Raw genomic sequence first — 18667 nt, forward strand, 5'->3', positions numbered from 1 at the left:
CGTATTTTAGGACGAGACAAACAAACAGAGCTCAACGAATTAATACAATAAATCGAATAAAGGAAAGTAAAGTGGCTGAATTTAAATACAAAGATCTTTCTCAAGAAGAACAAGATAAGCTAGATGCAGCAACCTTTCGTCGTCTGCTAGCACACTTAGATAATAATAAGGATGTTCAGAACATCGACCTTATGATCTTGGCTGGCTTCTGCCGAAACTGTTTCAGTAAATGGTACAAAGCGGAAGCAGAGCAACAAGGCTTAGACTTGGATATCGATGACGCTCGTGAGCGCGTATATGGCATGACTTACGATGAGTGGAAACAAAACCATCAGCCAAAAGCGACGCCTGAACAACTAGCGGCATTTGAAGCGAAGCAGAAGCCAGAGTAATTTGTTCTCGTTGGTGGTTGATTAATAGAATGAATAAACAAAAAGAGCCCATCAAGGCTCTTTTTAGTTTGGAGTCGGTGCTTGCTCTGTATTTAAGCCAACTCACCCGTTTGCGAGAAAGCTTCTAACTTCGCCGCGTACGGCTGTAGGTCACCGATATTCAGATTTACCCACTCGTCATTGAAGTAAGTGTCTAGGTAACGTTCACCGCTATCACATAGCAAAGTCACGATAGAACCTTTTTCTCCACGAGCTTTCATTTCACTGGCTAGCTGAAGCACACCGTACATGTTAGTACCGGTTGATGCGCCAACCTTGCGACCAAGAATGTCAGATAACCAATGTGTCGTTGCGATACTTGCTGCGTCTGGGATTTTACGCATTTCGTCAACCACACCAGGAATGAAGCTTGGTTCTGCTCGTGGGCGACCAATGCCTTCAATCTTGCTGAATGTACTACATTTCACGTTCGCATTGCCTGTTTGGAAGTATTCGTGGAATACAGAGTTCTCAGGGTCCACAACACAAAGCTTAGTTTCATGTTGTTGGTAGCGAATGAAACGGCCAATCGTCGCTGAAGTACCGCCAGTACCTGGGCTCATTACTACCCAAGCCGGAACTGGGTGATCTTCCATCTGCATTTGATTGAAAATCGAGTTCGCGATGTTGTTGTTACCACGCCAGTCGGTTGCGCGCTCAGCGTAAGTAAATTGATCCATGTAGTGACCATTCAATTCTTCTGCTAAACGGCGAGACTCATCGTAAATTTCATCTGAGCGGTCCACAAGATGCGCTTGGCCGCCGTAGAATTCAATTTGCTCGATCTTTTTCTTCGCTGTGCATTTTGGCATTACCGCGATAAATGGAAGGCCAAGTAGGCGAGCGAAGTAAGCTTCAGACACCGCAGTACTGCCCGATGAAGATTCAATGATCGTGGTTTCTGGGCCAACCCAACCGTTACAGATAGCGTATAAGAAGAGAGAACGCGCTAAACGGTGCTTTAAAGAGCCTGTAGGGTGTGTGCTTTCATCTTTAAGGTAAACATCAATGCCTTCGATACTTGGTAGATCGAGCTTGATAAGGTGCGTATCCGCTGAGCGTTGGTAGTCCGCTTCAATTTTACGAATCGCGTTGTTAATCCATTGATGGTCAGTGCACATAAACGTTCTCCTGATCGAGTGTAGGAATTCTTTGTAATTGGTATGGTTCTAATTTATCTATAATCGGAGAGAAAAACTTTGCCATATTTGCTTTGTTTTGCTTAAATTGTAGAAAATTATTCTCTTTAAATGCGATTTGGTGAAAGTGTGATAGATGCCGTAGATAAAAAAATATTAGGGTTACTGCAAGAAGACAGCACCCTGTCATTGAATGACATTTCTGAAGCGGTCAATCTCACCACAACGCCTTGCTGGAAAAGGCTTAAGCGCCTCGAAGAGAATGGCATTATTGAGAAAAGAGTCGCGCTGCTGAACCCAGAAAAGCTCGATCTTTCTTTTACCGCGTTCGTATTGATTAAAACCAGTGATCATTCTCACGAGTGGTATGGTCGTTTTGTGAATACTGTGTCGGAGTTTCCAGAAGTGATGGAGTTTTATCGTATGGCTGGCGAATATGACTATATGATGAAGGTTCAGGTTAAAGACATGAAGTGTTTTGATGATTTCTACAAGCGCTTGGTGAATAGCATTGACGGTATCTCTAATGTGACCTCGACGTTTGCGATGGAACCATTGAAGTACACGACAGCATTGCCGCTTTAAGCTGCGCCTAGTAATAGATTAACTATCGCTTTAGTTTAACTATCTTCTCAGTTTAGATCTCGTCTCTGCGATAAAGAAAAGGATTATTCATGTTTGCAAAAGTATCTACCGCTATCCAGCTGGTACTGGCGGTCGCCATTTTTTACTTGGGTTACACCATCTACTCATTGACTAATAAAGTCGGTGAAATCGTTGATACTTACCCGCAAGTTATCGAAGACATATCGGGCCTCACCAAAGGGCTCAAAGTAGAAGAGCTATTAGCGCTTGCAGAACATGTCAGCGATCTTGCTCCTCAGGTGTTAAACACTGTCGAAGAAGTTAGAAAGACGATCGATGATGTGAATCAAACCGTAGCCTCGGTCGACAACAAAATCCCAGCGATATTAGATGAAGTGAAAAATGTTCGAACGGAAGTCGAGCAGGTAAGAACCGATGTTATTCCACCAACATTAACTGAATTAAAGAGATACCGCGTAGACGTAATGCCACCAATGCTCGCTGAAAGTAAGTCTTACCGCGAACAGACTATTCCTGTCATCGTCACGGAATCTGAAATGCTACGAGCGGAAGTCCCAGGTATTTTGGCACAAGCTAATTTGTTAGCTGATAAGAGTAAGGAACTCGCTCAGGGAGCCGCTGAGGGCGCGGTGAAAGGCGTAGTGTTATCGCCATTTAACCTTCTACGAGACGCAGGTGATGGCATTAAAACGCGAGTTCAAGGCGAGTTTGAGCCAACGTTAGAAGTTGAGTAGGTTTTATTGATTTTTGCGTGACGAGTTTTCTTAAGCGTCATTAAAGAAAGAGGCTAGGTATTAAACCTAGCCTCTTTTTGTTTGTGCGTATTTGGGGCTTGTAAGAAGCGTTTATCCGCTATTTATTTGAGTGCTATTTAGTAAAACGCATCACACCTTCTTGTACTGCTGTCGCTACCAGCTCACCTTTCTGGTTGAAGATCTCGCCGCGCACTAGGCCGCGAGTGTTCGCTGCCGTTGGGCTTTCAATCGCATAAAGCAGCCATTCGTCCATTTTGAATGGGCGGTGGAACCAGATTGAGTGGTCAATCGTCGCCACTTGAAAATTTGGCGTCATGATAGAGACTTCATGTGGGTGAAGCGCCGTCACTAAGAATCCCCAATCCGATGCGTAGGCAAGCAGGTATTGGTGGATCAAGTGGTTGTCTGGCATCGCGCCATTCGCTCTTACCCAAAGGTATTGTTTCGCTTCCGTCTTCTTAGGTTTCAGTGGGTTTACCACCGTCACCGGACGCATCTCAATCGGCTTTTCGCCACAGAAGGTTTTGCGCAGTTTCTCTGGTAAGAATTCCGCAATGTGGCTCGCTAATTCAGTTTCTGAGGCAAAGTTCTCTGGTCCCGGAATATCAGGCATTGAAATCTGGTGCTCAAACCCTGGCGCATCGCCATGATAAGAAGCAGTGAGATAGAAAATAGGGCGGCCATTTTGAATCGCTTTTACACGGCGTGTGCTAAAGCTGCGTCCATCTCGTAGGTTCTCAACATCGTAAATGATTGGCTTTTCAGGATCGCCGGGAAACAGAAAATAACTGTGGAACGAGTGAACACTACGGTCGTCTTGAACGGTATAACGAGCAGCAGAAAGCGCTTGTCCCAATACCTGACCGCCGTATACCTGTGGTAGGCCTAGGTTCTCACTTTGCCCACGGAATAAACCTTCTTCCAGTTTTTCTAGCTGAAGTAAACTTAGTAATTCTTGTAAAGGTTGACTCATCGCCAGCATTCCTCTTCGTAAAATGGGTGTCAGATTATGGTGTTAATCATTTAGCTTAGTCAGATATCTGTCAATAAATCATAGGGTTTCAAGACAGAATATGAAAGCTCTCTTATAATTGGTGAGTAGATTTGCCGAGTCCGGCAAACATGTTGAGAGAAATTGAATATGAAAAAGGCTCTAATTCTTATTACGTCTTTAGTATCGTTTGGCCTACTTGTTGGTTGCCAAGCAACATCAGAAACGAGCGCTTCTCAAGAAGTGGTTGCAGAGAACACTCAAGTGATTTCAGGAACAGTAAGCTACCGTGAAAGAATTGCATTGCCAGAGAATGCAGTGGTTACCGTTACGCTAGAAGATATCTCACTGGCTGATGCACCATCGACGGTTATCGCAACTCAAGAGTTCACCACAGACGGTAAGCAAGTACCGTTCGCATTCGAGCTGAGCTACGACAACGACAAAATTAAAGCTAACCACCGTTACAACATGCGCGCATCGATTCATGTTGACGGTAAACTGCGTTTCATAACGGACACGATTAAGTCAGTAATTACTGATGTAGAAAATACACAGCAAGCAGACCTACGTTTGGTTGGTGTTCGTTAATCAGAAATCGATGCCACTGTTAAGGCATCTTGATTGGCTTAACTTAGCCAGTTGAATTGACGATTAGTGGCAGCTCTAGGGCTGCCATTTGTATATTCTGAGTTTAACTTTTCCTGCATCACTCACCTCAACCCCTTCTTTAACCAAATGCTGCTTTTGTCTGTCGAACGAATCAGCCTTTAAAGATATTTCACCCTTGCTGTTTATCACTCGATACCAAGGCAGTTTGCTACCTTCTGGCAGGTTACCCAGCGCTTTACCAACATGGCGCGCATAGCCTGGAAATCCTGAAAAACGTGCTATGTCTCCATAAGTTGTTACTTTCCCATATGGAATTTGGTGAATCACAGCAAAGATTTGGCTCAAAAATTGGTCCATACTAAATGTTCCTAGTTCATAAATACCAATCACAGTAAATAAGTGTTCAAAAAAAGCGCAGGGAAAAAGCTTGAGAGCAAGGCAGCTCTTTTTGATAAGAAGCTTTGATAAGTAGTTATTCTACAATCAAAAAATCTAACGAGGTTATCGAGTTTTTTAACAAGCTAGGGTGACCAGTTAATTACTACGATTGGTATGGTACCACGGATCGGTAGAAGGAGAGGGCTATGGTATTTACAACGTTTCAGTTCTTGATCACCACATTATTAGCGGTTGTTTGCGCGAGAGCAATCAGTTTAAGTGAGGGAGATATCCCGGTGCTTGCAATGGTCATTCCTGCCTTATGGATTTTACCGCAGGGAGGCATAGCAGGATTAGCTTTGCTTGTTTCCATGACCACTTATGGTCTAACCCTTCCTTTGCAGCCTATCACGCTGTCTGTCAGTGCGTGGGTACTGTTCCCGCTATTGATGGTGGTCTTTTCAAGACGCAGTAGTTTGTCGGTCGTGATTATTTCCGGCTTGATTGTGACTACTTTGCAGGTCGGGATCATGGTGACACAATCAGCAGGCAAGCTTGAAGGCGTCCCGTGGGTTACCACACTTCAAACCTTATCAATCATCGTGATTTGGTGGGCGGCAAATCATCTTAAGCCTGCTAGCCGACACAGCTGGTGGTCATTAGGCTTAATACTTCCATTATGGATAGCCGATTTACCTTATGCCGCTTTGGTTGCCTTGTGTGTAACGGGCATCATGGCATCGATGGAAACGCTGACGCGCTTGAAAACCTTCCGCTGGAATAAACTATTATGTTGGACACTGCCAACGGTTGGTTTTGCGGCTTTGGTGATTACCCCAAGTATCGAAGTACCTAGTCCAGTTTTTGTAGTATGGTTGTGTCTATTAGGCACCGCGTGGATGACAGACTACATCATTCGCACAGAAGATAACGAAGATATCGATATCTAGTACTCCAGCAATCCAAACCTTCCAAATGCAGGTAAATGGTGAATTTACCTGCGATTTTATAGTGGTTTGAATAAAGGATAAGCACTTAGACCGCAATTGTTCAAAAATAGGGTGGAAGGGCTTGCAATGGTTGCTGTGATGCTTAATAATCCAATCACTCTTTGAGGCAAGCCTCTTAGAAAACGAATCTATGGGGGCCTGGTCCTCCCGCAACAATAGCTCGTGAACTCGGTCAGGCCTGGAAGGGAGCAGCCGCAGCGAGTGACTTGTGTGCCGGGATGTGGCTAGGTTCCCACCCCTTATGAAGCCTGCAATATATGTTATATCTATAGCACTTCTTTCTATACTAAATCCCCTTAAAGTACTCAGTTTCACCTTCTACCCTTAATCTCTATTCCATTAGATCAATAGCAATTCCTCTACTATACTTACTAATACCAGTTTCGTTTGATGTGGTGTTGGATGTCTGCGATCGTCAAAGTTCAAGCTCAGGTCAAAATTGACCACTCAGGTTTAATGCTCGACATCCCTGTATTAATGACAGATCAGGGCGTGTTCGATCCCCTGCTTGAGTACATAGTTAGTCAGTCTCACATCAAAAGCCTTCCTTGGATGAACCGAGTTGTGTTTGCATGCCAGTTATTACTGGAATACATGGAAGCCAATCGGGGACTATTCTCAGAGCCAAGCCTCCTATTTCAATCTTTTGTGCAACGACTCTCATCAGGCACTATCGACAAAGAAGGATTTGATTCCTCAGGTTTGTTTTGGTTACCGAGGTCAGTTTCTAACGTCAACCAACTCCTGTCGGCATTGAACGGCTTAACGGATTGGCTCTCTATCCATAAAAATACAAGCAGTCTTAACGACTTTGAAGAAGCAACCACTCACCAAGAGCGACTGAATTACGCGGCGTGGCATAAAAGAAATCAACATGATTTTCTTGGTCATATCAAAAAAAATGCGCCTACAGAGCTACTGAAAAGAGTGAGGAAAGTTCGCGGGAAAAAAGATGTGATTAAAGTAGACGGTGATGCGATTTCGTTTCCCGAACAGCTATTTAAAGCATTTTTTATCGACGGTGTCGGCAGCGCGAGAGATTCAAGAGTGGCTATTCGCGATCAATTGATTTTACTGTTGATGCACGGGGCTGGGGTTAGAGAAAGTGATGCCCTGCACTTGTGGGTTGATGATGTGTTTCTTGATCCAATGAACTCTGACAGTGTGACCGTTCGTTTATACCATCCTGAAGATGGCAAAGCTCCCAACCATTGGGTCGGCAGAAAACGGCAAAGTACCCGCTCGGCCTATCTCGCTGAAAAGTACCATCTAACACCACGCAATAAACTTACGGGCACCGCCAGAGTCGGTTGGAAAACCAAGGTGGTCGATCATGATGATAACTACATTCAACTTCATTGGTTTCCCTCTTATTACGGGGAAGTGTTTGCTTATTTATGGCAGCAATATTTAATGGCCTTGCTTCCTATTCAGCGAAATCACCCTTACGCCTTTGTTTCTTTTGCTAGAAAGCAACTGGGTAACGCATTAACACTCAATGCATTCAACCAAAGCTATGCGGCGGGTATGGGCAGAATTGGTCAAATCACATCGAAGCCAGAAGGTCGTTCACCTCATGGACATCGCCATGCCTATGGAAGACGCATGTCTAATGCAGGGGTAGATGTGCGATTCATTAAGAAAGCACTGCATCACTCTTCTCTATTATCTCAGTCGATCTACACCCAACCAGGCGTCCGTGATGTCACACTTGCTTGCGAGCGTGCCACGCAGAAGCTTGATGGTCAGCAGTATGCGAACTTCAAGCAAGATGTTGAACTGAGTTGGGAAACCATTATGGAATCTGGGTTCGAAGATATTGATCCCGACGGTTTGTTTTCAGGTAAAGCGCCAAAATTTGGGAAACGAACTAAATGAAATCAATAGACTATGAATTTAATTGGTTCACCGAAAAGAATGGTTCGGGTTGGGATACGTGGCGAGAGGTTGCGGCGACGTGGTTGCATCAAAAGAAGTATGGCATTGATCATAAGAAGAATGCATTGGACCGGTTTTTGGATGAATACTTAGTTCCGAAATTTATTATTGATCCCGTCGAGTTTTTCGAAATGGGTCCGCAAGATTATGATCAGTTTCTCGGTCAATTCGAATTGTCGGAAGGCTACAGGGTTCGACAAAACAATGAGGTGTGCTCGTTTATCGATTGGGTGATAACCACATATTACTCGCAACCGGATGATGACGGTGAGTTGGTTGCTATGTTCAAAAACCCTTTTCAAAAGGGGTCTAATCCAGTTAAAAATCAAGAAACGGTCTACAACGCTTTACCTTATACCTACATTAAACGGTTGCGAAAAACTCTTTGTCCGATTGAAAGGGGAAACTTTTCAGACTGGAAATGGGCGATTGAGCAAAGTGACGCATTTATATTGAATGGCCGGCATCAAAGAGACTGGTTTATTGTTGACGGCTCTGTCATTGATAAAGATGACCCTGATTTTGTATGGCGGAAAATCAAAGTAGATAAGCCTCGCAGTATTAGAATTGATGGAGTGCTAAAACCGTTTAAGAAAGGTGAGCATTTTTATGTGATTTGGTCCCCCGTTCGCGCAATGGCACTGTACCTAAAATTGCAACTTCCATTACGTACTTTTCAGGTTCGTATGCTTGATTCTGGTGAAGCCGATACGTGGCGCTACGAAAGTGGAAGTTGGGTTGCTAACGAAATGAATGATTTTGTTGAAGGCAGTGAAAAGCACCCTTGGCAAAAAGGTGTATTTCACCGAATCATCACACCAGACATTGGCGATGTGATGACAGGTCTTTACATTAATACTAATAAGACCGCTGATAAGAATAAGGATGAAATCACGCGAGGCTATGTGATCCCTTGGCAGCATGAAGAGGTCTTATATTGGCTAGAAAAACTGCGCAACTGGCAACAGAAATACAACCCTATTACGGAAGCAACCTCTATTCATCAGCTTGATTACAAACATTTTGGAAGCACAAAAACTGATATTCAGCGCAATGAAATTGGCAACATTTGTTTTTTGTTCCGCAATGCCGCCGCCACCATAAATAGTGAAAAGAAATTGCCGATAACCCAAGGGTATTTGAATACACTTTGGGTTAATTTAATGGCGCAACTCGAACAGGATGTTCATGAAGATGACCATAAATTAACGGACGGTAGTAAAGTTAATTTTATTGACCCTACCAATCATCGTAAGACGTTCTTCCCACTGCATTCATTACGTGTCTCGCTTATCACTTGCTACACCATCGAAGGGGAAATCCCCGCGCCGGTATTATCCAAATTACTGGTGGGTCACAGTAGGCTCATCATGACGATGCATTACACTAAGATCTCGCCTGTGATGATGGCGAAAAAAATGCAGGTGGCAGAAAGCAAAATTGAAGAACAAAACGACGCAAGCTTGCATTCATTTTTGGTCAATAAATCGATAGAGCAGATCGGCTTAAAATCCGCTTATACAGATATTGAGTCGCTGCGCACGGTACTAAGGGTGAGGAACCCCGCAGGATGGCAGGAAAAAGCGATAGGTATTTGTTTAGCAGGAGGGAATACCACGCCCCTTGTGGAAAACACTTCGATTGCAGGTTGCTGGAATGGTGGTGAAAAACTAAAAAAAGCGAATCGTAATCAAGCGGACTTGTATGGCCCTGTTCCTCATGGAATTGAAAATTGCGTCCGTTGTCGCTGGTTTATCACCGACATCAAATACATCCATTCATTAACCGCTCACTTTAACAACCTTAGCTATCACGCCTCTGAATCAGCCAAAATCGCAGCAGAATTAGAAGCTGAGCAAGCTGAGTTGTTGGATGAAGAGTACTTTTGTGAGGTGAATAATGAGCCTTTCAAAAAATACGAGTATTTGCATCAAATAGATCGACGCATTGAAAAGCAAAAAATTGGTGCGGATGAATACTGTAAAGACTTAGTCGCGTGTTTTCAGATCATTCGTAAGCTCATTAATATCGAAGAGCAGCGCCTGCCAGAAGATACAGCGGATAAAGTCGTCGCAATGGGCTCACATGCCGAGATCTCTCCCTTCTTTAGCTTTCTAGATACAGACTCTGAATTTAGGCAATTGATACAACTGTGTGATGACGCAGAAGTTTACGCCGATCTGCGGGATGATTTAAGAAAAACACCCGCGATCACTCATCGTTCAAACAAGTTGAATTCAATGCTAATGAAATCGGGTTACATGCCATTTTTGATGCAACTTGATGATGAAACGCAACTGTTAGCGGGCAATGCAATGATTAATGCCATGCTCAAAGCGACAGGAGAACTTGATAAAACCAAAGCGATGGGTCTCATCGCATCGTATCTTGATACGGAAACGTATTTACAAGACGCGGGTTTGTTGGAGATTGGGGTTAAAGCTATTGAATCTCAAACCGGAATTAATATTTTACGTCTTGCCGATTTATCGAAAAACAAAGTTGGAGTGACTAAAAATGGCTAGCCCCGTTGATCCACATATCGTATTAGAAGAGCTTTGCTCAAGAGCAACAGCCCGCACAACGACAGCGCTAAGAACATTGCACCAAATTCTAGAACAACAAAGCCAGATGAAGTCATTGGACTTCTCTATTGTCACGATTGGAAAGTTATCTCAAGAACAAGGTGGACCTTCGACACAAACCATTCGTAATCGAACAGGAAAGCATTTTCAGCAATTGATTGATGCGTGGGCAGCCTATTCGGGAACGACTCGTAAGAAGCCACTCTCGGTGCGTCAAAAGCAGCTTCTCAACAATAATGACCAACGCATACTGGAGTCTATCGATGATCCAGTCATTCGAGCGGTTGTCGGTTCGTTAATTGCGGAGAGGAACAAATACAGAGACCAGCTTAACGTATTAAAAGCGAATGCCGATATTGTCATAGACCGGACTACTAAATCTCAGCCTCAGGTGGCGGCTACTTCAAATCAGCTGACACCAATAGAAGTGGAGGCTCTGCGGTTTGCCATTTCTGACGAGTTTATGGATGAAAAAAGATGGGTTGTGATGCCGACGGGGCAAGTTAAAGATGAAAATGGCATAGAGGTTTACCAGCGAGGTTATGTGAATGGGGTGCTTAAATTAATCTAAGTGTGGGGGAAGTAGGGCTGTGGACGACGCTTTGCCCGGAAGTGAGTTGAGTTAACGGTTACCGGATCACCTAACAAGGTTTTGCCCCATTGTCAGCTAGAGTAAATACTCATTCACACCCTGTTCGTGGGCTTTTTCCCTACTAAAAGTTATCCATTCATCTAATGGCGTTCGTCGTAAACCCCGTTCTGTATCACGGGGGAAAATTCAACGTAACTTCGGAGTGTGCGGACTATCGGTCAAGGCGTCTACATTAGTTCATAAGCCAATTTGGTTATTGATTCTGTTCTTCTCTTAGTCTGCTCTTCGTTCCAATTGTTCAAATCAAAATAACCTTTATACATTCAATGTTAACAAGAGAGGCGGACGCTACCCTATAGCTACCTAGCGAAATTCCTATGCTCAAATGGGCATACGAAGCCATTTCCAAACTAGGTGAACGGACACGCATTGCCAGTTGGGGAACCATGTGGCTTGGCTGGGACAAACTACAGGATATACTTAGTGGATACTATCTGAGCAAGGATACGACTGGATTTATGGGTTTTTAGACTGATTTCTGATCAAGAGACAGGTATGAGACTGCATGGGTAGAAACTTTGGATAGAGCTGTTAAAAGGACTTTGATTCAATGACCACTACCAAAATCGTTGGTACGGAAGATGAACAGTATTCAACATGGCCTAGAACAATGTTCGGCAAAATTAAAATATGATACATTGTGTACATAATTTGGGTTGTTGTTATGAGAACCCCATCATCCATATTTGGGAAGTATTATGTCTGAGTCTATTAATTCATATTTTAAATCTTTAGTTGAACTTGCTTCCGAGTCTTGGCGTTTTGCCAAGGCAAATGAGCGTGTTTTAGCCAAATTGGCTATGAAAGATCAAACTCGCTTTCAAAGTCAGTTGAAGTGGTTTGTTAAAAAGATTTCTGATGAGCTGGAGAGTAGCGGTTTGAAAATTATTGATTTAGAAGGTCAAGATTATGATGCTGGCATGGCTGTATCTGCGATAAATATTGATGATTTTGACGAAAGTGAAGAGTTATATATTGACCAAGTACTATCTCCTTTGATTATGAGTGAGAAGGGTATTGAACAGATGGGTACAGTTATTCTTGGGAGTAAAAAATGAAAAACTTTGTTGGCATAGATCTGGGTACTACGAACAGTGCAATAGCATCATTTGATGGTCAAAAAACAAAAATTTGGAAAAGCCCTGAACAAAATGACATTACTCCATCTGCGATATATCTCGATAGACGAGGCAATAAGTTAGTTGGACAACGAGCTTATGAACAAGCTGCTCGCAGTCCAAGTAATTCAGCTGTACTTTTTAAAAGGTTGATGGGAACGAGTACTCCAATAGAATTTAAAGCCGTTCATGAAGTAAAGACACCAGAGCAGTGCTCTGCTGAAGTTTTGAAAACGCTCTATGGATACTTGAATGAAGAGCTTCGACTAGACCCAGAAACCGGTGTTGTTATTACCGTTCCAGCTGCATTTAATCAAATGCAAAAAGACGCAACTGTTGATGCAGCCAACTTGGCCGGTATAAATAACGTTGCTTTGATGCAAGAGCCGGTTGCCGCTGTAATGAGTGTTATGAAAGAAGGGGCACTGGATGGTACCTTTCTTGTTTACGATTTAGGTGGTGGCACCCTTGATATTGCGATTGCAGAAAGCCACAGAGGTAAAGTAAATCTTCTATCTCATGGTGGCATTGCTATGTGTGGAGGTCGTGATTTTGACCGACTCCTTATGGATAAAATTGTTAAACCATGGTTAAGAAGTAACTTCAATTTGCCTGATAACTTTCTCGTCGATCCTAAGTATTCAACCATGGTGAGAATGGCAAACTATGCGGCCGAGAGGGCTAAGATTGAGTTATCATCTAAAGAGGCAGCAGTCATTTCATTGTCAGAAACAGAGATCAGAGAGTTTGATCTCGACGGTGAAGAGATGTATTTAGATATCGAGATTTCTAGAGATGAGTTTGACCATCTAATTAATAACTTAGTTCTAGAGTCTGTTGAGGCCGCACGAGAGGCTTTATCAAAAGCACATCTTACCCCTGATTATATTGAGAGAGTTGTATTTGTTGGCGGACCAACTAATTACAAGCCGCTTCGTGACAAGGTCTGTTTTGAATTGGGGATTAAGGGGTCAACCGAAGTAAACCCTATGACAGCTGTAGCTGAAGGCGCAAGTATTTTTGCAGAGTCAATAGATTGGACTACACAAAATCGTGAAAGAAAGTCATCTCGAGGGGTAATTGAGTCTAAGGGGGCACTATCTTTGGTATTCAAATTTCAAGCTAGAACTCCTAACAAAGCATCGAAGATAGCAATTAAATTTGATGACTATGCAGAGGGTTATGAATATCAAGTCGATAGTATCAGCACTGGTTGGACGTCGGGTAGAGTTGCTCTTGAGGCTATGTCAACGATCACCGTCCCACTGGGAATTATGGGGGAAAACCTATTCAAAGTGTTCGTATTTGACCCTTTAGGTAATACGGTAGCAATAAATGATAGTCAAATCTCTATTACAAAAACATCTGCAACAGTAGAGGCTATACCAGCATCCCACTCGATTTCGATCGAAGCACTGAGTAGTTTAGGTGGTAAATCTAGTTTGTCGTACTTGGTCAAATCAGGCGACTCGTTACCGGTTAAAGGTACAAAGATGTTTAAGGCTGCAGAAACTCTTAGAGCAGGCACGGACAATAGTATAAATATAAAGCTTTGGGAAGGTGACATAGAGGATCCTGTAACAGACAACAGACCAGTGGGTGTGCTGAAAGTTTCTGGCCATGATTTTGAAGTTGGAGTCGTACCAGCGGGGGCTGACATTGAGTGTATTTATGAAATTTTTGATTCCGGAGCAATCAATTTAGAGGTATCAATACCATGTATTGGCGGTGTATTTAACGCAGGTAAGAACTTCTACTCTCGACAAGAAAACCAAATCAACCATGCTGATTCAAAAGCAATTATTTCTATGGAAGCCGATAGCTTAAAAGAGCGAGTTAGCGAGATACGAGATATTCTAGATAATGATGAAATTAATCGAGTATTCGAAAATGTGGCTTTGGCAGAAGAAAAGAATCAGAGGGCAGTTACCCCTGAAGAATCTCAGGAAGCAATGGAAAAGCTACTTGAAGCCAAGCGTCAGTTGTCAAAAGTTAGAAGTCAGAACTTATCAACTATCAGAACATTAGAGTTCGATAAAATGAAAAATACTTATAGTGAATATATTGAACAGTATGCTGAAGAATCAGATCACGCAGTGGTTATAAAGCTTATGAATACTGCCCAAAATGCAATTGCAAGTAAGTCACATGACTTTGAGGTGGCAATGGATGAACTACGCTCAAAGAATTTTGAAATTCTGTATAAGCAAGACTGGTTTGTCGTTGAGCAGTTTAAGGTTTTGTGTTCTGAAGAGGCTGCGTTTATTGATAAAGCTAAGTTTAATGAATGTGTGCAGCAAGGTATACATTGTATCGAGAATCACAATATAGATGAGTTAAGAACAGTAAACTTCCATTTGTTCCAAAACCGAGTGGGCGGTGCTCCTGATCTAGATTCTACAGTCTTTGCTAATATAGTAGAAAGCTAAGATGAACAGCGTGTTATTGCCAATGCGGTACAGGTTACCTTCTGGTGAAGCGATTATTGAACGGTTACTTTTAGTAGACTCAGCTGCAATATATAAACTTGATAATAAGACAAATATTATCGTCGCAACTCAGGAGCTATGCAGCTTCTGGGTTAACAACGATTATTTACCCAGAAATTTGTTTAGTTCTATCGATGTGGGGAGTGAAGAATTTCATTATTTTGAAATAGAAGATTGTTTTTCGGTATCTAGTTTTGATATTGGTCTCGGTTTAGTTAATTTTTCACAGGCTCTATCATTCACTCATGCCTATTTAAATTCGAAAGAAAAACTAGGTAGTACTAAAAATAGTCTCTATGTAGAAAAGTACTCAGTGCTTCTGCCTTTAGATTTAGGTAATGATCTTGACAATGAGCTGTCTTATAAGTTGTGGTTAACAAATGGTGTGAGCCTTAAGGACAGTTCTTTCAAGGCAGTAACAAAATTAACTCCGTTGAATGATGCTGAGCTTGAACAGTGCTTTGAGTTAGCTGGTGTGGACTATGTGTTAGAACCGTCAGACTCTACTGTGAATGAGTCTTTGTGCGAGTTTGAACTGTTTGGCAGGGAGTCACTGGAAGAGTTTGTCAATGAGTACATAATCGATGTGATAAACCACCGTGACTCTTATAGGAAAGTGGGTATCGAAGGACCGTCATCTTTTATCCTATATGGTCCTCCCGGATGCGGGAAAACTTATGCTGCGGAAAAGCTCGTGAATCACTTGGGCTGGCCAGTTTTTAAAGTGGACTCTGCATCAGTAGCAAGTCCCTACATTCATGAAACAAGCAAAAAGATTTCTGAAGTATTTGAAGAAGCAATTAGGTGCGCACCTAGCGTTATTCTCATCGATGAAATGGAATCCTATACATCAAATAGAAGTACAGCCAAAGATCATAAGCTGGAAGAGGTTAATGAGTTTCTAAGACGGATACCAGAAGCTATAAATACTGGTGTGCTGATTATAGGAATGACGAACTTCATCGAAGATATTGACCCAGCGCTAAAGCGTAAAGGTCGTTTTAACCATCTGATAGAAATCGGAATTCCAAATGAAAGTGAGATCCGGGCTTCATTAAATTTTTTGACGCAAGGGTTACCACTTGAAAGTAAAGCAATTAAAGATGAAGTCATAGATAGTTTGATAGGGCGCACGTTGGCAGATATTGACTTCGTAGTTAAAGAGGCCGCTAGAAAAGCAGCTAAAGACAGAATAAGTAAACTTGGTCACAATGAGTTAATGTCTGCGATTGAATTGTTACCGATGATACCTTCAATTAATAAAAATAAAATCGGATTTCTGTGATTATGAACATTAAAGAAAACCCATTCTTTCTCTTAAACGCAACATTACGTAATACTAGAGCTGAACTTTCAGAGTTAGAAGAAGAGTTTAGTTTGTTTAATGACTCAGACCGAGACCTTTTAAGTGAAGTAGTTTCTCCTCGCTTGAGAGTTCAGTCAGAGTTAGGTTGGTTGATTGGAGTTATAGAGCCAACTGTTCTCCGAGAACTTACCATTAAATCACTGAATGATCTTATCGATCTTAGACATTTACATGCACTAGATCAGTTGAATTTAATTTCGTCATCATTGAGTCTTTACAAAGGTGAAAGTCACAAACTTGTCAAAGATTCAATTTTGAGGTTAGCGGACCTTTTTGAAGGTTTACACCTCCGTTTAGATGAAGTCATGATTCTGCTTAATCAAGAGAGAAAGTACTCTGGTTTCCCATTATTAAGTGATACTTCACAGCTAGAGGACGGAGTTAATCTGCGAAAGGACTACTTCAATCAGTCTATTAAAGACTCATTGGATAGGTTGGATAGTCAGATGCTGGTATCTTTAGTAACTGATATTGTTGATAAAAATTCAATGAGTGGTGTTAGGCAGTGCTATACACTTGTTCAAGATCTAGTTGATTATTATGAGGTGGCCACAAAGCATGCTCTTGCTGAAGAAACTGCATCTATTGAGTCGTTGATTGAAAATATCATGACAATGACCACTAGTCAGTACTCGAATGACCATTTGGACCAACTTATATCGAAACTAATAACTAGCCTAAGAGGCTGGGATACAATAGCTCAACCTATTCAAGTTAGTTTCCAAGGGAAAGGGTTAGAGCATGAAGAGAGCAAAGAATTGGCGTACAAAGTTCGCGATCTTAGTTTGTATATGTTCAATGAAATGCTTCAAGATGACATAACAAAAAAACTAAGCGAGATTAGCCTTGAGCTTTTTGGAGAAGTAACCAGCTTTTCAGAGCGTGTGGAAAAAGACATTGCCGACATTAAAGATATTGAGTTTGAAAGACAGCAAAGAGCCGAAAATGAAGCTAGGGAACAAGTAAAACATGAGCTTGAGATGGCTTATAGCGCTGAGATAGGTCTTGCTTTCAAAGACGAATTGAAGATTAGCGCATCAGGTATTTCTTGGAAAGGGGCTTTTGTTAGGTTTGAAGATATTACTTTCTATAGCTATCAAGTAATAAGCAGAAGCCTAACGACAGATTATATATTTGAATATGGTGGCACTAATCGTACTTACAAAATAACCACAAAGAAACAGGAGCATTTTAGCGCCTTGTTAGATAGGTTTTGGAAAGGTACTGGTTATAAGCTGATGATAAATTTTGCAATTGATATTGTGTGCAAAGCAAAGGATCATTTTTCTGGTATTGGTGTTCGAGACGATGGGCTCGTTCTACACAGGAAAAAGTTTCTTCGAGCGAGTGAGCCAGTTTTGGTGCCATGGAGTCGTTTGTCTTCCAACGTATACAATGGCCAATGTACATACAGTCTTGTTGGAGATAGTAAAGTTAATGCAAGCTTAGATGTCAGTGCTACGAACTACCATATGTTTAGCACACTGGTTAGCGTTATGATGGATAAGAGAGCTTCTCGATTAAGTGAAGTCTTTGGGGTGAATTAGTTTAATGAGTAATAAGAATCCCAAAGGGTTTAGTGGTTTATCACAGCTGCACTCAAAGAGTGAAGACAAAGCTGATTCAGTCGAATCTGATTTTCAGTCTGACCCCTCTACAGACACCATAACAACGCCCCAATCTAAGACTCAGTCTGGTTCACAGCGTGATAACACTGTAGATGTAGGCTCAGAATCAGAAGTTACGGATGGAACATTACAAGATGAACAACAGGAAGGTAACAAATCGGGTATAAGTTGGGGGTATATATTTGGTTTTTTACTCATTGTCGGTATTTTCATGGCAATAAGTCAGGGTAATGATAGTCCTAGTTCCGTACCTAAGGCTGCTACCGGTAGTAGTTTAGCCAATCCAACAGCAAAGACTCCAACAGCTTCTCAATTAGGAAGTTCGTCTGTCGTAGGTAAAACCAACAAGCCAAGAAATGAGACTCCTAAGCTTCAGTATAATAAACCGCCTGTCGGTTCAAATAATATACTTTCAGTGTCGCAGATTCGTTGGTGTACTCGTGAAATCATGCGTATTGATGCGATGAGAAATATCTTCGATACAAACGGAGGTATAGATGAGTTCAATCGAATTGTTAATGACTATAATAGTAGGTGTAGTAATTATCGCTATCGACAACGAGATCTCTCTAAAGCTGAGCGAGAAGTAGAAACACACAAGTCTACAATTACTACAGAAGCGATACGAGAGGCAAAACTAATTGATCAACGCTTTAAGAAAACATCGAATGTGTCAACTAAGAGCGCTTCAAATAAACCGAACGCCCAGTTAACACGAGAAGTACAACAACTTTTAACCGTCCTAGGATATAAGCCTGGTCCAATTGATGGTGATTACGGACCGGGAACAGCGAGTGCGATAAAGGTTTTCCAGCGTGACTCGGGTTTAGCTCAAACAGGAAGAGTAGATAGAGAACTACTTTCTTCGCTTCGGAGCAAAGAGCGATCTAAATCTTCACTTAATGTTGGAGTCAAAACTAACAACCATCAGAGTAATGATAATGGAATCCCTGCGAATGCCAAAATTGA

Annotated in this window: 16 protein-coding genes and 1 other RNA gene; 14 read left to right on the forward strand and 3 right to left on the reverse strand. The window is 42.0% G+C overall.

Annotated features, from left to right (window positions below; translation table 11 throughout):
* The first annotated feature begins 71 nt into the window (after window positions 1-71).
* On the forward strand, window positions 72-392 hold the full coding sequence (locus AB4558_RS15510; protein WP_004736423.1) for a DUF1244 domain-containing protein: 321 nt from the start codon (window positions 72-74) through the stop codon (window positions 390-392).
* A gap of 92 nt (window positions 393-484) precedes the next feature.
* Here AB4558_RS15510 and AB4558_RS15515 read toward each other — a convergent pair whose 3' ends face one another.
* Window positions 485-1552, reverse strand: a complete 1068-nt coding sequence (locus tag AB4558_RS15515) for a PLP-dependent cysteine synthase family protein (RefSeq protein ID WP_136978152.1) — start codon at window positions 1550-1552, stop codon at window positions 485-487.
* A 129-nt stretch (window positions 1553-1681) separates the two neighbouring features.
* On the opposite strand from AB4558_RS15515, the gene AB4558_RS15520 reads away from it, so the two are divergent.
* The gene (locus tag AB4558_RS15520; RefSeq protein WP_017078855.1) at window positions 1682-2155 is read left to right on the forward strand and encodes an Lrp/AsnC family transcriptional regulator; all 474 of its coding nucleotides are present in this window, start codon (window positions 1682-1684) and stop codon (window positions 2153-2155) included.
* 89 nt (window positions 2156-2244) lie between these two features.
* The gene (locus AB4558_RS15525; protein ID WP_017070264.1) at window positions 2245-2910 is read left to right on the forward strand and encodes a hypothetical protein; all 666 of its coding nucleotides are present in this window, start codon (window positions 2245-2247) and stop codon (window positions 2908-2910) included.
* A gap of 133 nt (window positions 2911-3043) precedes the next feature.
* Here the strand turns inward: AB4558_RS15525 and tesB are convergent, their stop codons facing one another.
* Window positions 3044-3904, reverse strand: a complete 861-nt coding sequence (gene tesB / locus AB4558_RS15530) for an acyl-CoA thioesterase II (protein ID WP_029235187.1) — start codon at window positions 3902-3904, stop codon at window positions 3044-3046.
* 168 nt (window positions 3905-4072) lie between these two features.
* On the opposite strand from tesB, the gene AB4558_RS15535 reads away from it, so the two are divergent.
* Entirely contained in the window at window positions 4073-4513 is a 441-nt protein-coding gene (locus AB4558_RS15535; RefSeq protein ID WP_017058951.1) for a YbaY family lipoprotein, read from the forward strand.
* A gap of 75 nt (window positions 4514-4588) precedes the next feature.
* Here AB4558_RS15535 and AB4558_RS15540 read toward each other — a convergent pair whose 3' ends face one another.
* Window positions 4589-4891 carry an MGMT family protein gene (locus AB4558_RS15540; RefSeq protein WP_017058952.1) on the reverse strand — a complete coding sequence of 101 codons (303 nt, stop codon included), beginning with the start codon at window positions 4889-4891 and terminating at the stop codon, window positions 4589-4591.
* A 227-nt stretch (window positions 4892-5118) separates the two neighbouring features.
* Here AB4558_RS15540 and AB4558_RS15545 point away from each other — a divergent pair, with 227 nt between their 5' ends.
* The 10 genes from AB4558_RS15545 to AB4558_RS15590 all read left to right on the forward strand — a co-directional run.
* Window positions 5119-5862 (forward strand): hypothetical protein, encoded by a 744-nt coding sequence (locus AB4558_RS15545; RefSeq protein ID WP_017064066.1) that lies wholly within the window; start codon window positions 5119-5121, stop codon window positions 5860-5862.
* A 196-nt stretch (window positions 5863-6058) separates the two neighbouring features.
* An RNA gene (ffs, locus tag AB4558_RS15550) (signal recognition particle sRNA small type) lies at window positions 6059-6155 on the forward strand.
* Window positions 6156-6324: 169 nt separating this feature from the next.
* Window positions 6325-7800, forward strand: coding sequence for a gamma-mobile-trio recombinase GmtY (gene gmtY, locus AB4558_RS15555; protein ID WP_372158909.1), 1476 nt, complete (start codon window positions 6325-6327; stop codon window positions 7798-7800).
* Window positions 7797-10385 (forward strand): VPA1269 family protein, encoded by a 2589-nt coding sequence (locus AB4558_RS15560; RefSeq protein WP_372158910.1) that lies wholly within the window; start codon window positions 7797-7799, stop codon window positions 10383-10385. The genes gmtY and AB4558_RS15560 overlap by 4 nt, the downstream gene beginning before the upstream one ends.
* A complete protein-coding gene (gene gmtX / locus AB4558_RS15565) occupies window positions 10378-11016 on the forward strand; it encodes a gamma-mobile-trio protein GmtX (RefSeq protein WP_102319972.1) in 639 nt (212 codons plus the stop codon). Before AB4558_RS15560 ends, gmtX begins: the two co-directional genes overlap by 8 nt.
* Before the next feature lie 779 nt (window positions 11017-11795).
* Entirely contained in the window at window positions 11796-12155 is a 360-nt protein-coding gene (locus AB4558_RS15570) for a hypothetical protein (RefSeq protein WP_372110957.1), read from the forward strand.
* Complete coding sequence (locus AB4558_RS15575; protein WP_372110955.1) at window positions 12152-14644, forward strand: Hsp70 family protein; 2493 nt, start codon at window positions 12152-12154, stop codon at window positions 14642-14644. The genes AB4558_RS15570 and AB4558_RS15575 overlap by 4 nt, the downstream gene beginning before the upstream one ends.
* Before the next feature lies 1 nt (window position 14645).
* A complete protein-coding gene (locus AB4558_RS15580; RefSeq protein ID WP_372110953.1) occupies window positions 14646-15989 on the forward strand; it encodes an AAA family ATPase in 1344 nt (447 codons plus the stop codon).
* 2 nt (window positions 15990-15991) lie between these two features.
* Window positions 15992-17617: a hypothetical protein gene (locus AB4558_RS15585; protein ID WP_372110951.1), complete on the forward strand. Its 1626-nt coding sequence runs from the start codon at window positions 15992-15994 to the stop codon at window positions 17615-17617.
* A gap of 4 nt (window positions 17618-17621) precedes the next feature.
* On the forward strand, window positions 17622-18667 hold a 1046-nt coding region (locus AB4558_RS15590; RefSeq protein WP_198593722.1), incomplete at its 3' end, for a peptidoglycan-binding protein.

The sequence above is a fragment of the Vibrio sp. 10N.222.51.C5 genome (genome assembly GCF_041474575.1).
Classification (GTDB): domain Bacteria; phylum Pseudomonadota; class Gammaproteobacteria; order Enterobacterales; family Vibrionaceae; genus Vibrio; species Vibrio crassostreae_C.

Excerpts from the sequence above, each read along its gene's own strand:
- AB4558_RS15515 (WP_136978152.1), bottom strand. The coding sequence starts at position 1,552 with ATGTGCACTGACCATCAATGGATTAACAACGCGATTCGTAAAATTGAA.
- AB4558_RS15520 (WP_017078855.1), top strand. The coding sequence starts at position 1,682 with ATGCGATTTGGTGAAAGTGTGATAGATGCCGTAGATAAAAAAATATTA.
- AB4558_RS15525 (WP_017070264.1), top strand. The coding sequence starts at position 2,245 with ATGTTTGCAAAAGTATCTACCGCTATCCAGCTGGTACTGGCGGTCGCC.
- tesB (WP_029235187.1), bottom strand. The coding sequence starts at position 3,904 with ATGAGTCAACCTTTACAAGAATTACTAAGTTTACTTCAGCTAGAAAAA.
- AB4558_RS15535 (WP_017058951.1), top strand. The coding sequence starts at position 4,073 with ATGAAAAAGGCTCTAATTCTTATTACGTCTTTAGTATCGTTTGGCCTA.
- AB4558_RS15540 (WP_017058952.1), bottom strand. The coding sequence starts at position 4,891 with ATGGACCAATTTTTGAGCCAAATCTTTGCTGTGATTCACCAAATTCCA.
- AB4558_RS15545 (WP_017064066.1), top strand. The coding sequence starts at position 5,119 with ATGGTATTTACAACGTTTCAGTTCTTGATCACCACATTATTAGCGGTT.
- gmtY (WP_372158909.1), top strand. The coding sequence starts at position 6,325 with ATGTCTGCGATCGTCAAAGTTCAAGCTCAGGTCAAAATTGACCACTCA.
- AB4558_RS15560 (WP_372158910.1), top strand. The coding sequence starts at position 7,797 with ATGAAATCAATAGACTATGAATTTAATTGGTTCACCGAAAAGAATGGT.
- gmtX (WP_102319972.1), top strand. The coding sequence starts at position 10,378 with ATGGCTAGCCCCGTTGATCCACATATCGTATTAGAAGAGCTTTGCTCA.
- AB4558_RS15570 (WP_372110957.1), top strand. The coding sequence starts at position 11,796 with ATGTCTGAGTCTATTAATTCATATTTTAAATCTTTAGTTGAACTTGCT.
- AB4558_RS15575 (WP_372110955.1), top strand. The coding sequence starts at position 12,152 with ATGAAAAACTTTGTTGGCATAGATCTGGGTACTACGAACAGTGCAATA.
- AB4558_RS15580 (WP_372110953.1), top strand. The coding sequence starts at position 14,646 with ATGAACAGCGTGTTATTGCCAATGCGGTACAGGTTACCTTCTGGTGAA.
- AB4558_RS15585 (WP_372110951.1), top strand. The coding sequence starts at position 15,992 with ATGAACATTAAAGAAAACCCATTCTTTCTCTTAAACGCAACATTACGT.